At 61.2% G+C, this 14,553-nt stretch carries 16 protein-coding genes; 13 read left to right on the top strand and 3 right to left on the bottom strand.

Annotated elements, in window-relative coordinates:
* Window position 1 precedes the first annotated feature (1 nt).
* From nuoL to VOM14_RS15210, 13 genes are all read left to right on the top strand, one after another.
* Entirely contained in the window at window positions 2–2,065 is a 2,064-nt protein-coding gene (gene nuoL / locus VOM14_RS15265) for an NADH-quinone oxidoreductase subunit L (RefSeq protein WP_327629559.1), read from the top strand.
* A gap of 14 nt (window positions 2,066–2,079) precedes the next feature.
* On the top strand, window positions 2,080–3,570 hold the full coding sequence (locus VOM14_RS15260; RefSeq protein ID WP_327629558.1) for an NADH-quinone oxidoreductase subunit M: 1,491 nt from the start codon (window positions 2,080–2,082) through the stop codon (window positions 3,568–3,570).
* A 24-nt stretch (window positions 3,571–3,594) separates the two neighbouring features.
* Window positions 3,595–5,067, top strand: a complete 1,473-nt coding sequence (gene nuoN, locus VOM14_RS15255; protein WP_327629557.1) for an NADH-quinone oxidoreductase subunit NuoN — start codon at window positions 3,595–3,597, stop codon at window positions 5,065–5,067.
* Window positions 5,067–5,363, top strand: a complete 297-nt coding sequence (locus tag VOM14_RS15250; RefSeq protein WP_327629556.1) for a DUF2818 family protein — start codon at window positions 5,067–5,069, stop codon at window positions 5,361–5,363. The genes nuoN and VOM14_RS15250 overlap by 1 nt, the downstream gene beginning before the upstream one ends.
* A 43-nt stretch (window positions 5,364–5,406) precedes the next feature.
* On the top strand, window positions 5,407–5,991 hold the full coding sequence (locus VOM14_RS15245) for an NUDIX hydrolase (protein ID WP_327629554.1): 585 nt from the start codon (window positions 5,407–5,409) through the stop codon (window positions 5,989–5,991).
* Window positions 5,992–6,184: 193 nt separating this feature from the next.
* Window positions 6,185–6,280 (top strand): hypothetical protein, encoded by a 96-nt coding sequence (locus VOM14_RS31425; RefSeq protein ID WP_442955551.1) that lies wholly within the window; start codon window positions 6,185–6,187, stop codon window positions 6,278–6,280.
* A gap of 36 nt (window positions 6,281–6,316) precedes the next feature.
* Window positions 6,317–6,574 carry a hypothetical protein gene (locus VOM14_RS15240; RefSeq protein ID WP_327629553.1) on the top strand — a complete coding sequence of 86 codons (258 nt, stop codon included), beginning with the start codon at window positions 6,317–6,319 and terminating at the stop codon, window positions 6,572–6,574.
* A 36-nt stretch (window positions 6,575–6,610) separates the two neighbouring features.
* Complete coding sequence (locus VOM14_RS15235; RefSeq protein WP_327629935.1) at window positions 6,611–7,135, top strand: helix-turn-helix transcriptional regulator; 525 nt, start codon at window positions 6,611–6,613, stop codon at window positions 7,133–7,135.
* Between the two features lie 259 nt (window positions 7,136–7,394).
* A complete protein-coding gene (locus VOM14_RS15230) occupies window positions 7,395–7,823 on the top strand; it encodes a DUF1178 family protein (protein ID WP_327629552.1) in 429 nt (142 codons plus the stop codon).
* A gap of 48 nt (window positions 7,824–7,871) precedes the next feature.
* Complete coding sequence (locus tag VOM14_RS15225) at window positions 7,872–9,068, top strand: acyl-CoA dehydrogenase family protein (protein ID WP_327629551.1); 1,197 nt, start codon at window positions 7,872–7,874, stop codon at window positions 9,066–9,068.
* Between the two features lie 10 nt (window positions 9,069–9,078).
* Window positions 9,079–10,206, top strand: a complete 1,128-nt coding sequence (locus VOM14_RS15220; protein WP_327629550.1) for an acyl-CoA dehydrogenase family protein — start codon at window positions 9,079–9,081, stop codon at window positions 10,204–10,206.
* 36 nt (window positions 10,207–10,242) lie between these two features.
* On the top strand, window positions 10,243–10,701 hold the full coding sequence (locus VOM14_RS15215) for a MaoC family dehydratase (protein ID WP_327629549.1): 459 nt from the start codon (window positions 10,243–10,245) through the stop codon (window positions 10,699–10,701).
* Entirely contained in the window at window positions 10,698–11,177 is a 480-nt protein-coding gene (locus VOM14_RS15210; RefSeq protein WP_327629548.1) for a MaoC family dehydratase, read from the top strand. Before VOM14_RS15215 ends, VOM14_RS15210 begins: the two co-directional genes overlap by 4 nt.
* A 41-nt stretch (window positions 11,178–11,218) precedes the next feature.
* Here VOM14_RS15210 and VOM14_RS15205 read toward each other — a convergent pair whose 3' ends face one another.
* From VOM14_RS15205 to VOM14_RS15195, 3 genes are all read right to left on the bottom strand, one after another.
* Complete coding sequence (locus tag VOM14_RS15205) at window positions 11,219–11,920, bottom strand: glutathione binding-like protein (RefSeq protein ID WP_327629547.1); 702 nt, start codon at window positions 11,918–11,920, stop codon at window positions 11,219–11,221.
* 194 nt (window positions 11,921–12,114) lie between these two features.
* Window positions 12,115–13,374, bottom strand: a complete 1,260-nt coding sequence (locus VOM14_RS15200) for an acyl-CoA dehydrogenase family protein (RefSeq protein WP_327629546.1) — start codon at window positions 13,372–13,374, stop codon at window positions 12,115–12,117.
* Between the two features lie 66 nt (window positions 13,375–13,440).
* Complete coding sequence (locus VOM14_RS15195; protein ID WP_327629545.1) at window positions 13,441–14,547, bottom strand: phosphotransferase; 1,107 nt, start codon at window positions 14,545–14,547, stop codon at window positions 13,441–13,443.
* Window positions 14,548–14,553 lie beyond the last annotated feature (6 nt).

Genomic DNA, 14,553 nt, shown 5'->3' with positions numbered 1-14,553 from the left:
TATGTCCACGATACTCAATGAAAACCTGCTGCTGGCGATTCCGCTGGCACCGCTGGCCGGTTCCCTGATTGCGGGGCTGTTCGGGAAGGCGGTAGGGCGCGCGGGCGCGCACTCGGTCACGATCCTCGGCGTTGCCGTCTCGTTCGTCCTTTCGGCCATGGTGTTCTTCCAGGTGCTGAACGGCGCGAGCTTCAACGCGACCGTCTACGAATGGATGATGATCGGCAAGACCAAGTTCGAAATCGGCTTCCTCGTCGATTCGCTGACGGCCATGATGATGTGCGTCGTCACCTTCGTCTCGCTGATGGTGCACATCTACACGATCGGCTACATGGCCGACGACGACGGTTATCAGCGCTTCTTCTCGTACATCTCGCTGTTCACGTTCTCGATGCTGATGCTCGTGATGAGCAACAACTTCCTGCAACTGTTCTTCGGCTGGGAAGCAGTGGGTCTGGTGTCGTATCTGCTGATCGGTTTCTACTTCACGCGCGAGTCGGCGATCTACGCGAACATGAAGGCGTTCCTCGTGAACCGCGTCGGCGACTTCGGCTTTTTGCTGGGTATCGGCCTGCTGTTCGCGTTCGCCGGTTCGATGAATTACGGCGACGTGTTTGCCCGGCGCACAGAACTCGCGGCCTTGAGTTTTCCGGGTACGGACTGGGGCCTGCTGACGGTGGCCTGTATTTGCCTCTTCATCGGCGCAATGGGTAAGTCGGCGCAATTCCCGCTGCACGTGTGGCTGCCGGATTCGATGGAAGGCCCGACGCCGATTTCCGCACTGATCCACGCGGCAACCATGGTGACGGCCGGTATCTTCATGGTCACGCGCATGTCGCCGCTTTTCGAACTGTCGGACACCGCGCTGTCGTTCGTCATGGTCATTGGCGCGATAACCGCGCTGTTCATGGGTTTCCTCGGCATCGTCCAGAACGACATCAAGCGTGTGGTGGCTTATTCCACGCTGTCGCAGCTCGGTTACATGACGGTCGCGCTCGGCGCATCGGCTTACTCGGTCGCCGTGTTTCACCTCATGACACACGCGTTCTTCAAGGCGCTGCTGTTCCTCGGCGCGGGTTCGGTGATCATCGGCATGCACCACGATCAGGACATGCGCAACATGGGCGGCCTGCGCAAGTACATGCCGATCACGTGGATCACGTCGCTGATCGGTTCGCTCGCGCTGATCGGCACGCCGTTCTTCTCGGGCTTCTATTCGAAAGACTCGATCATCGACGCAGTGAAGCTGTCGCATCTGCCGGGTTCGGGCTTCGCGTACTTCGCGGTCGTGGCGAGCGTGTTTGTCACCGCGCTGTATTCGTTCCGTATGTACTTCATGGTGTTCCACGGCGAAGAGCGCTTCCGCCATCCGAAGCATCCTGACTCGCCGATGGGCGCGGAAGCCGCGGCACACAGCCACGGTCACGACTCGCACGGTCACGGTCACGACGACCACGGTCATGCTCACGAACCTCACGAAACGCCTTGGGTGGTGTGGGTGCCGCTGGTGCTGCTGGCCATTCCGTCGGTGGTGATCGGCGCGATCGCCGTCGGCCCGATGCTGTTCGGCGACTTCTTCCAGCACGGCGTGGCGTTCGACAAGGTGATCTTCATCGGCGAAAACCATCCGGCACTGCACGAAATGGCTGAAGAGTTCCAGGGCTGGGCGTCGATGGGCCTGCACTCCGTGACGGGTCTGCCGGTGTGGCTCGCACTGGCGGGTGTCGTCGTCGCGTGGTTCCTGTATCTGGTTCGTCCTGAATTGCCGGCCACCGTCAAGCGCGCGTTCGGTCCGATCTACACGCTGCTCGACAACAAGTACTACATGGACAAGATCAACGAGGTCGTGTTTGCGCGGGGCGCCGTGGCAATTGGCCGTGGTCTCTGGAAGGAAGGCGACGTCGTCGTGATCGACGGTATCGTCAATGGCAGCGCACGCTTTATCGGCTGGTTCGCCGGCGTGATCCGCTTCCTCCAATCCGGCTACATCTACCACTACGCGTTCGCCATGATTATCGGCATGTTGGGGCTCCTGACCCTGTTTGTAACGCTCGGCGGCAAATAAGGCGAGGGACACTAATGCACGCTTATCCGATTCTCAGTATTGCCATCTGGTTACCGATTCTTTTCGGCCTGCTGGTTCTGGCCATCGGTTCCGACCGGAACCCGGGCCCCGCGCGCTGGGTCGCGCTGATCGGCTCGATTCTCAGCTTCATCGTGACGATCCCGCTGATCACCGGTTTCGATTCGAGTTCCGCCGATCTGCAGTTCGTCGAACAGGCGAGCTGGATCGAACGATTCAACATTACGTATCACCTGGGCGTCGACGGCATTTCCATGTGGTTCGTGGTGCTGACTGCGTTGATCACGGTGATCGTGGTGATCGCCGCGTGGGAAGTGATCACGAAGAACGTCGGCCAGTATCTCGCCTCGTTCCTGATTCTGTCGGGCATCATGGTCGGCGTATTCAGCGCGGCCGACGGCATGCTGTTCTACGTGTTCTTCGAAGCGACGCTGATTCCGATGTACATCATCATCGGCGTGTGGGGTGGGGCGAACCGCGTGTACGCGGCCTTCAAGTTCTTCCTGTACACGCTGATGGGCTCGCTTCTGATGCTGGTCGCGCTGCTTTATCTGTACATCCAGACCGGCACGTTCGACCTCGCCACGTGGCAGCACGCGCAGATCGCCATGACGCCGCAGATCTTGCTGTTCATAGCGTTCTTCCTGGCGTTCGCCGTGAAGGTGCCGATGTGGCCGGTTCACACGTGGTTGCCTGACGCTCACGTGGAAGCGCCCACTGGCGGCTCGGTCGTGCTGGCCGCGATCATGCTGAAGCTCGGCGCCTACGGTTTCCTGCGCTTCTCGATGCCCATCGCGCCGGACGCAAGCCACTTCCTCGCACCGGTCGTGATCACGCTGTCGCTGATCGCGGTGATCTACATCGGCCTCGTCGCCATGGTGCAGGCCGACATGAAGAAGCTGGTCGCGTATTCGTCGATCGCGCACATGGGCTTTGTGACGCTCGGCTTCTTCATCTTCAATCAGCTCGGCGTGGAAGGCGCGATCGTTCAGATGATCTCGCACGGTTTCGTGTCGGGCGCCATGTTCCTGTGCATCGGTGTGTTGTATGACCGTATGCACTCGCGTCAGATCGCGGATTACGGCGGCGTTGTCAACGTCATGCCGAAATTCGCGGCCTTCGTGATGCTGTTCTCGATGGCGAATTGCGGCTTGCCGGGCACCTCTGGTTTCGTCGGCGAATTCATGGTGATTCTGGCTTCGGTCCAGTACAACTTCTGGATCGCGGGCGGCGCCGCCGTGACGCTGATTCTCGGCGCGGCTTACACCTTGTGGATGTACAAGCGCGTGTACTTCGGCGCGGTCGCCAACGACCACGTGAAGAGCCTGATCGACATCAACCGCCGCGAGTTTTTCATCCTGGCAGTGCTCGCCGCACTGACACTGTTCATGGGCCTGTATCCGAAGCCCTTCACCGATGTGATGCACGTATCCGTGGAAAACCTCCTCTCCCACGTTGCGCAGTCCAAGCTGCCGTTGTCTCAGTAACGCAGAGCGGAGGAATTAAAGACCATGCAAAACGCCCCTATGACTGCTCTGTTGCCTGACGCGCTGGTGATGCTCGCCGTTGTCGTCGCGTGGCTCAACGACACATTCGTCGGCCAGGCCGGTCGCCGTACCACGTATTTCATCTCGGTCCTGTCGACGCTCGTCGCCGGCATCTGGTTCGCGGTCAATGCGTTCGACCCGTCGGTGCACTACTTCTTCAGCCGCATGTATGTGGTGGATTCGTTCGCGAATCTGATGAAGGCGGTGGTGACGCTCGGCTACACCGTGACGATCATCTATTCGCGCCGTTACCTCGAAGATCGCGGCCTGTTCCGCGGCGAGTTCTTTCTGCTGGGCATGTTCTCGTTGCTCGGTCAGCTCGTCATGATCTCCGGCAACAACTTCCTGACGCTGTACCTCGGTCTGGAACTGATGTCGCTGTCGTTGTACGGCGTGATTGCGCTGCGCCGCGACGCTGCGCCGTCGAACGAAGCCGCGATGAAGTACTACGTGCTCGGAGCGCTCGCTTCCGGCTTCCTGCTGTACGGCATCTCGATGCTGTACGGTGCCACCGGCTCGCTCGAATTGGGCGAGGTGTTCCGGGCGATTGGTCAGAGCCACTACGATCCGGGCGTGCTGCTGTTCGGCGTGATCTTCATCGTCGCGGGCGTCGCTTTCAAGATGGGCGCGGTGCCGTTCCATATGTGGGTGCCTGACGTCTATCAGGGCGCACCGACGGCAATGACGCTGCTGGTCGGCGGCGGTCCGAAGGTCGCGGCATTTGCGTGGGGTTTGCGTTTCCTCGTGATGGGCCTGCTGCCCCTCGCGGTCGAATGGCAGGAAATGCTGGTGATCCTGGCGGCGCTGTCGCTGATCGTCGGCAACATCACCGGTATCGTGCAGCGCAACGTCAAGCGCATGCTCGCGTACTCGGCGATCTCGAACATGGGCTTCGTGCTGCTCGGCCTGCTGGCCGGCGTGGTCGATCATAAGACCACGGGCGCTGCCAGCGCCTACGGTTCGGCCATGTACTACAGCATCGTCTACCTCATCACGACGATGGGCACGTTCGGCGTCATCATGCTGCTCGCTCGCCGCGAATTCGAAGCGGACACGCTCGAAGACTTCAAGGGCCTGAATCAACGCAGCCCGGTGTTCGCCTTCGTCATGATGGTGATGATGTTCTCGCTCGCCGGCATTCCGCCCGCAGTCGGTTTCTACGCGAAACTCGCGGTGCTGCAGGCCACGATGAACGCGGGCCTGACATGGTTGACGGTGCTGGCCGTGATCACGTCGCTGTTCGGCGCGTTCTACTACCTGCGTATCGTCAAACTGATGTATTTCGACGAGCCGCAAGACAAGTCTGCCATCACCGCCGACACGAGCACGCGCGCGTTGCTCGCACTGAATGGCGTGGCCGTGCTGGTGCTCGGCATCGTGCCCGATCCGCTGTTGAAGGCTTGCCTGCAGGCTATCCAGCACACGCTGTCGTTTTGATGTCGGCAGCAGGCTGGTTTATCGTGCTGTTGGCGCTGGTTGGCGCCAACCTGCCGTTCCTGAATCAGCGACTCTTCGCCGCCGTGCCCCTGAAGGCGGCGAAGAAGAGTGCCTGGGTTCGGATTGCCGAATTGATCGTGCTGTACTTCGTGGTTGGCGCGCTCGGTTTTCTGCTCGAAGCGCGCGCTGGGAATCGCTTCGAACAGGGGTGGCAGTTCTACGCGATCACGTTCGCGCTGTTCGTTGTCTTCGCCTTCCCCGGCTTCACTTTCCAATATCTCCTCAAACGCCGCTGACGGCGCCTCGCCGTCGCGCACCATGCTGTCCCGAGGTCCGCATATGGCTGAACTTCCCGATCACGACGCGGTTCTTACCGAGACCTGTCTCGAGAGCAAAACGGTTCATCAAGGGCCGTTTCTGACGCTCAAGTGCGACACCGTTCGCCTGCCTGACGGCAAGCAGGCCACCCGCGAATATGTGCAGCATCCGGGCGCCGTCATGGTGATTCCCTTGTTCGACGACGGGCGCGTGCTGCTGGAAAGCCAGTATCGCTATCCGATGGGTAAGGTCATGGTCGAATACCCGGCCGGCAAGCTTGATCCGAATGAAGGCGCGCTCGCGTGCGCGATCCGTGAGTTGCGCGAAGAGACCGGCTATACGGCACGTGAGTATGTCTATCTGACGCGCATTCACCCGATCATCTCGTATTCGACGGAGTTCATCGACGTCTATCTCGCGCGCGGACTCACGGCGGGCGAGCGCAATCTCGACGACGGCGAGTTCCTCGAACTGTTCACCGCAACGGTTCCCGAAGTCTCGGAGTGGGTGCGGACCGGCAAGATCACCGATGTGAAAACGGTGATCGGTACGTTCTGGCTGGAGAAGGTGTTGTCGGGCGCATGGCCACTGGCGCAACCGCAATAGTTCTTCGCCCTTGCTGATACACGCGACGGTTGTGTCGGTTGCGATAAGCCCCTGCCAGTCAATGACCGGCAGGGGCTTTTGTCATTATGGTGCGCAATAGGACTAAGCGGCTTCCTGGGATTTCTGAAGAAACGAGTCATTGTCTTATGTCATCCGACAGAGTCGCTTCTTAACCGTCGTCCCTCTAATATGAATCTCCCGCCGGTGCATGTGTCGCTCAGTTGTTTCGGATACCGAAATATATGAGGTTGGCGGATTTCGTGAATGCGGATGTGAGGTTGTCACTTGACAACCTCACATCCGCGCACTAAATTGGAGGGGAAATATGGTTCGTGGAATCCACGCCAAGAAAGAGATCGAAGCCGCGTTGGCTTATGCCGAGCGGCGCGGCTGGCGCGTACAGAGCGGTGGCAAAGGGCATGCATGGGGAAAATTGTATTGCCCCTACAAAGACGCCGACTGCCGTTGCGGAGAGTTCTGCATATCAAGCGTATGGAGTACACCGAACAATGCCTTCAATCACGCCAGGCACTTGCGGCGCATCGTCGACAACTGCACGGCGCACCGCGAACGCGGCGCTTGAGTGGCAAAGATCATGGCGATAAAACTGGAGTTGGAAATGGAATATGTGTTCACGTTGAAGTACAAGCTTGCCGCGGAAGACTGCGATCTCGATGCGATCGTCGAGCGCCTGGGCGAAGCCGGGTGTGACGATGCAACCATCGGGGTGGGGCAACCTGGGCGGCTTGCGCTGGTCTTTTCGCGCGAAGACGCGTCCGCGTTCGAGGCGCTGGTCAGCGCGCTCGGCGACGTCAAGAAGGCGGTGCCGTCGGCGCGGCTTGTCGAGGCCGGTCCTGATTTCGTGGGCTTGACCGACGTAGCGGAAATTGCCGGCGTGTCGCGCCAAAACATGCGCAAGCTGATGTTGAGCCACGCCGTTGAGTTTCCGGCGCCGGTGCATGAGGGGAGTGCGTCTGTGTGGCATCTCTCGGACGTGCTGGACTGGTTGATTGTGCGCGGTGGATACGAGATCAAGTCAGACATCTCCGAGGTCGCGAGGTCGGCCAAGCAGATCAACCTCGCCAAGGAAGTGCGCGAACTTGAGCCGCGGCTCAATCGCCGACTAGAGTGCCTTGTGGCATGAGGGCCATCGAGCGCTCGGCACGAAGGGAGTGCGCGGTTCGTCAGTCGTGCACGGCGATAATGCAGTGCCGGTTCACTGCGCACGTCGCGCGCGATAGCGCGAGGCAGCGCTCGGCGGCGTTCGGCGCAAAGCGTTAAAATCGCGCACACGTCCGTTCTATGAGCAGCGCCTGATCTCGAGCCATCGTCCGAATTTTTTTCGAACGATCGTTCACAAATTTTTGTTTTACGCTAAACTGGCACGCAAGCCCTGATCCCAAATGAAGGTCCTCGATTTACAGTGTTCGCATGGCCATCGGTTCGAAGGCTGGTTTTCTTCGGCTGATGACTTCGAATCGCAGCAGTCCCGCAAGCTGGTCGAATGCCCGATTTGCGGAGTGAACGAAGTGAGCCGGTTGCCGTCGGCGCCTCGCCTGAATCTCTCAGGTGCGGCCGAGACGAACGTGCCGGCGGCGGCGCAAAGTGATTTGCAGGCGCGCGTCATGCGAGCGCTGCGCGAGGTACTGGAAAAGACTGAGAACGTGGGCGACCGCTTCGCCGAGGAAGCGCGGCGCATTCACTATAACGAGGCGCCCGCACGCAATATTCGCGGTGTCACGACACCAGAAGACGCGCGAGCTTTGGTCGAAGAAGGCATCGAAGTGATGCCGCTGCCGGTCCCGGCTGCCTTGAAGAAACCGCTGCAATAATGCAGTGGCTCGCTGGCGGCGGGTGGTTGCGGCCAGGAGACACTACGCATGAATCTGGACTATTCCGCTGCGGACAAGGCGTTTCGCGCCGAGATCCGCGCCTGGCTCGAAGCCAATCTGCCTCGCGGTCTGAGCGAGAAAGTACTCAACCACAAGCGTCTGAACCGCAAAGACTTCGCAAGCTGGCACAAGCTGCTGGGCACGCGGGCTTGGTCGGTAGTCACGTGGCCGAAAGAATATGGAGGCCCGGGTTGGGACGCGACCCAGCGGCATATCTGGGACGAAGAGTGCGCGCGTGTCGGCGCGCCTACCGTGCTGCCGTTCGGTGTGTCGATGGTAGCGCCCGTGCTCATGAAATACGGCAACGAGGCGCAAAAGCGTCACTACTTGCCGCGTATTCTCGACGGGACTGACTGGTGGTGCCAAGGCTATTCCGAACCGGGCTCGGGTTCTGATCTCGCGTCGTTGCGCACACGCGCCGAACGCGTCGGCGACCATTATGTGGTCAACGGGCAGAAAACGTGGACCACGCTCGGGCAGCACGCGGACATGATGTTCTGCCTCGTGCGCACGGACAGCGGCGCGAAGAAGCAGGAAGGCATCTCGTTCCTGCTCATCGACATGAAGACGCCCGGCATCACCGTTCGGCCGATCATCACACTCGACGAAGACCACGAAGTCAACGAAGTCTTTTTTGAAGACGTGAAGGTACCCGTCGAGAATCTCGTTGGCGAAGAAAATCGCGGCTGGACTTACGCGAAATATCTGCTCGGGCATGAGCGCACTGGCATTGCACGGGTTGGTCAGTCGAAGCGCGAACTTGTGTTTCTAAAACAGCTCGCGCTGGATCAGAAAAAGGGCGGCAAGCCGCTGCTGCACGATCCTGTCTTCGCGGCAAAAGTCGCGAGCCTGGAAATTGAATTGATGGCGCTGGAGGTCACCGTGCAACGCGTGGTCGCCAACGAAACAGGCGGACGCGGCCCCGGACCCGAGGCGTCGATGCTGAAAATCAAAGGCACCGAAGTGCAGCAAGCGTTGACCGAACTCATGTTCGAAGCCGTCGGTCCGCTCGCGGCACCGTTTGACGTACCGTTCCTTGAAGGGGAGCGCGAACACAGCGTCGCGGGAGACGACGACGCCGCGCCGCTGGCCGCGTATTACTTCAACTACCGCAAGACGTCGATCTATGGCGGCTCGAACGAAATTCAAAAGAACATCATCGCGCAGATGATTCTCGGCCTTTGAGGAGCGGCGCATGGACTTCACTTTTAACGACGAGCAACAGCAATTCGCCGACGCGCTGCGCCGCTATCTCGACAAGAGCTACGGCTTCGAAGCGCGCCAGGCCATCGTGCGATCGGAAGCCGGCGTGTCGGACGCGCATTGGTCGGCGTTCACGGAGTTGGGCTTGACGGCGTTGCCGGTGCCGCAAGGGCAAGGCGGCTTCGACGGCGGCCCGGTCGACATGCTGGTGGTCATGCAGGAGCTGGGTCGCGCGTTGGTGGTCGAGCCCTATTGGGCGACCGCGGTGGGCATCGAAGCATTGCGCGTTGCCGGCACGGGGCAGGGCGAAGACGCCTCGCTGCTTGAGGGCGCCGCGCAAGGCCAGATCAAACTCGCGGTCGCGTTTCACGAACCGCACGCGCGCTACGATCTGTTCGAGGTGGCAACAACCGCGACAGGGAGCGCCGAGCGGCAGACGCTGATCGGCGCGAAGTCCGTCGTGCTCCACGGCGCGCAGGCTCACCACTGGATCGTGCCCGCACGGTCCGAAGGCGAGATCGCTCTTTTCGTCGTGGCGCGCGATGCCGCAGGTGTAAAAGTCACCGACTACCGCACGATCGACGGACAACGCGCCGCAACGCTCGAATTCGAGGGTACGCCTGCTCGCCGGTTGGCTGGCGCGCACTCGGGCGCCGCGGCGCTGGAACATATCGCGGACTACGGCACGCTGCTGCTATGCGCGGAAGCGGTCGGCGCGCTCGACGCGTTGAACATCGCCACCGTCGAGTACACCAGAACGCGTCAGCAGTTCGGTCAGCCCATTGCGCGCTTTCAGGCATTGCAGCACCGCATGGCCGAAATGCTGATTCACGCTGAGCAGGCGCGCTCGGTCACTTACCTGGCCGCCGTGCGCTGTTCGAGCGAAGACGCGGATGAACGCCGCCGGGCAGTCTCCGCAGCAAAGGTGCGCGTGGGGCAAGCCGCGCGTTTCGTCGGGCAGCAGGCGGTTCAGTTGCACGGCGGTATGGGCGTGACCAACGAGGTCGCGGCCGCGCATCTGTTCAAACGTCTCGCTATTATCGAAACCACATTGGGCGACGTCGATCATCACCTCGCGCGCTTTGCCGCGTTGCCCGGTTTCGTCCGCACCGAAAGCTGACCGGCCGGTTGAATCGGCCAGCAAGGAGATCAAGCGATGGTCTGGAGTTATGAAGACATGACGGTCGGCTCAGTGACCGAAATCGGCAAGCACACTTTCACGCGTGAGGAGATCGTCGAATTCGCGGAAAAATTCGACCCTCAGCCGTTTCATCTCGACGAAGCCGCCGCGGCCGCCTCACCGTTCCGCGGGTTGGTGGCAAGCGGCTGGCACACGTGCTCGGTCATGATGGGCATGCTCGTGCGTAACATGCCGGCGGGCTCCACGTCGATGGGCTCGCCCGGCATCGACGAAGTGCGCTGGCTCAAACCCGTGCGCGTCGGCGATACGATCACCATGATGAATTCCGTGCTCGACAAGCGCGTGTCCGCGAGCAAACCGGATCGCGGCATTGTGTCCACGCAATGGGAAGGCATTAATCAGCATGGCGAAACGGTGATTATCGTGCGGTCCAAAAGTTTGTTCGGACTGCGCGATCCGGGTGTTTCGTCATGACGCCGGAACACGCGGCGGCTCCTGCAATGTTGCGCGATGCTGCGGGCTTGCGCGCGCTCGTCGGCGGTGAGGCGCTGGTGAGCGACTGGGTGACTATCGATCAGCCGAGCGTCAATCGTTTCGCCGAAGCCACCGGCGACCATCAATGGATTCACGTCGACCCGGAGCGCGCACGGCGCGAATCGCCGTTCGGCGGTCCGATCGCGCACGGCTTCCTGACGCTTTCCCTGATTCCCACGCTGCTCGAAAAAACCGTGCGGCTCGTGCAGCGCATGGGCGTGAACTACGGGCTCAATCGCGTGCGGTTCACGTCGCCTGTCCCGGTGGGCGCGCAATTGCGCGCGAGATTCGCCGTGGCATCCGTTACCGATGTGGATCAAGCCGGGCTGCAAGTGGTGTGGAACGTCACGCTGGAGCAACACGGCAATGAACGGCCTGTCTGCATCGCCGAGTTCATCACGCGCCATTATTTCTGACGCTCAAGCAGCAGCAAAGCGAGTGCAGGCTGCGGCTCGCGTTAGTGTTTCGCGTATTGCGTCGCGCCGAACAGCATTTCCTTGGCCTTGTCGTCCATGAGCGGCTTACGGGCCGATGCGAGCACGTCGACGCCACGCACCACGGCCGGTCGCGCGGCGATTGCCTCGTGCCATCGCTTTACGTTCGGAAACGCATCGAGTTCGATGCCCTGGTTTTGCCACGAGCGCGTCCAGGGAAATGACGCAATGTCGGCAATCGTATAGTCGTTGCCGGCAAGATAGGGCGTCTTGCCAAGTTGCTTGTCCATCACGCCGTACAGGCGCCGCGTTTCGTTCGTGTAGCGGTTGATTGCGTACTCGATCGGCTCGGGCGCGTAGTTGCGGAAGTGGTGCGTCTGTCCGAGCATCGGCCCCAGGCCGCCCATCTGAAACATCAGCCATTGCAGCACCGCATAGCGTGCAGCCGGATCGGTCGGCAGGAAGCGCCCGGTTTTCTCGGCGAGATAAATCAGGATCGCGCCCGACTCGAACAGGGAGAACGGTTTGCCGTCCGCGCTTTTCGGGCCCTCGGAATCCACAATGGCAGGAATCTTGTTGTTCGGACTGATGTCGAGAAAGGCGGCTTCGAACTGATCGCCGGCGCCGATATTCACGGCGTGGACCGTGTAGTCGAGCCCGGTCTCTTCGAGCATGATATGAATCTTGTGGCCGTTCGGGGTCGCCCAGCTATAGACGTCGATCATCCTTGCTCCTTCAGTTCGTTGAAGCGGCGCTCCGAAGGGCGCCGCGCTTGACGAAAATTAGAGCATAGATTGAGCGATGCTGCTGGCGGCGGCGCGCGGCTCTTATCGCCGCTTCTCAGCGCGACAAGGCGGGCTCTGTCGCCAACATCAACGCAACGCCAACGCCCCAGCGCCAACAATCCCCAACACCAACATCAAACGCGCGTGACCGGCGGCTCCGCCCGAGCCGCCGCGCCTGCTTCCATGTAGCGTGCGAGTTCCAGCTTGGCGATGGCATTGCGATGCACTTCGTCCGGGCCATCGGCGAAGCGCAGCGTGCGGGCCGACGCGTAAGCGTACGCGAGCGGGAAGTCGTCGCTGACGCCGCCGCCGCCATGTGCCTGAATCGCCCAGTCGATCACCTGACACGCCATGTTCGGCGCCACGACCTTGATCATGGCGATCTCGCCGCGCGCGCCCTTGTTGCCGACGGTGTCCATCATGTACGCCGTTTTCAGCGTGAGGAGCCGCGCCTGTTCGATCATGCAGCGCGCCTCGGCAATGCGTTCCTGCGTGACGCCTTGCGCGGCAACGGGCTTGCCGAACGCGACACGTTGCATGGACCGCTTGCACATCAATTCGAGCGCGCGCTCGGCGAGACCGATCAGGCGCATGCAGTGGTGAATGCGCCCCGGTCCGAGCCGGCCCTGCGCAATCTCGAAACCTCGGCCTTCGCCGAGCAGCATGTTGGCCGCAGGCACGCGCACGTTGTCGAGCGTGATTTCCATATGACCGTGCGGCGCGTCGTCGTAGCCGAAAACTGAAAGCGGGCGATGCACCGTGATGCCGGTGGCGTCGGCGGGAACCAGAATCATCGACTGTTGTTGATGGCGCTGCGCCTCGGGATCGGTCTTGCCCATCACGATATAAATCTTGCAGCGCGGATCGCCCGCGCCCGACGACCACCACTTGTGCCCGTTGATCACGTAGTAATCGCCATCGCGCACGATGCTGGTCTGGATATTGGTGGCATCCGACGACGCCACTTCCGGCTCTGTCATCAGAAACGCGGAACGAATGTGCCCTTGCAGAAGCGGTTCGAGCCATTCGCGTTTGTTGTCGTCGCTGCCGTAGCGCTCGATCGTTTCCATGTTGCCGGTGTCGGGCGCATTGCAGTTGAACACTTCGGGCGCCCAGGGCACGCGGCCCATGATTTCACAAAGCGGCGCGTATTCGAGGTTGGACAATCCGGCGCCGCGCACCGAGTCGGGCAAAAAGAGATTCCAGAGGCCCGCGTCGCGCGCGTTCTGCTTGAGCTGCTCGATCAGTTGGGTCGGCTGCCAGGCATTGCCGTTCTGCCGGTTCTGCGCAATTTCGGCATAGAACGCGTGCTCGCTCGGATAAATGTGCTCGTCGAAAAACGCGAGCAGCTTGTCGCGCAGCGCCTGAACCTTCGGGGTGTAATCGAAATTCATCTATGACCTCGCGGATAACGGATGACATTGAATGTAGGGCACGACGTGTCGAGTCCGCGCGAAAGGTCAACGCACTTTCTGCGCATAACGCCACGCAAGCTCGGCCATCGGCTTCGCGCGCCGGCCGGCGTCGAGTGCTTGCGCGCTGGCCGCGGTGCCGTCGACGACACGCTTCATGATTCCTTGCAGAATCGCGGCGATGCGGAACATGTTGTACGCCAGATAAAAGTTCCAGTCACCGTCGATCTGAAAGCCCGTGCGTTGGCAATAACGTTCGACGTAGTGCTGCTCGCCGGGAATGCCGAGCGCCGCCCAGTCGAGACCCGCAATGCCGCGAAACTGCGCGGGGTCGACGTGCCACGCCATGCAGTGATACGCGAAGTCGGCGAGCGGATCGCCGAGCGTCGACAGTTCCCAGTCGAGCACCGCCAGCACTTTCGGCTCCTCCCGGTGGAAGACGAGATTGTCGAGCCGGTAGTCGCCATGCACGATCGACACGCGCTCGCGAGTTTGCGCCGGCATATGCTGTGGCAGCCATTCGATCAGGCGCTGCATCGCCTCGATCGGCTCCGTTTCGGACGCGACGTACTGTTTGCTCCAGCGGCCGATCTGGCGAGCGAAATAATTGCCCGGTTTGCCGTAGTCGGAGAGACCTACGCTGGCCGGATCGACGCTGTGCAGCGCGGCGATCACGCGATTCATTTCGTCGTAGATCGCGCTTCGCTCGCGCGCGGTCGTGCCGGGCAGCGACGGGTCCCACAGCACGCGGCCTTCCACGAACTCCATCACGTAGAACGCGCGGCCGATCACGCGCTCGTCCTCGCACAGCGCGAGCATTTTCGCGACGGGCACGCCGGTGTCGGCGAGCGCATGCATCACGCGGTATTCGCGCTCGACGGCGTGCGCGGACGGCAGCAGCTTCGCGGCCGGTCCGGGCTTCGCGCGCATGACATAGGCACGCGAGGGTGTGACGAGTTTGAAGGTCGGATTCGACTGGCCGCCCGCGAACTGTTCGAGCGCGAGCGGCCCTGCAAATCCATCGACATGTTGCGTCAGCCATGCGGCGAGCGCGTCGCTGTCAAAGCGCTGGCGCTCGTTGACGGGACGCGTGCCCTCGAAGGCTGAATAATCCGCTTGCTGTTCCGGCTTGCCGCTTTGTGGGCCTTGCGCCATATGTCT

This window comes from Paraburkholderia sp. MPAMCS5 (genome assembly GCF_036016995.1).
In the GTDB taxonomy this organism is placed as follows: domain Bacteria; phylum Pseudomonadota; class Gammaproteobacteria; order Burkholderiales; family Burkholderiaceae; genus Paraburkholderia.
The sequence above is the reverse complement of the archived record's forward strand: the minus strand, read 5'-3'. Positions and strand labels throughout refer to the sequence as shown.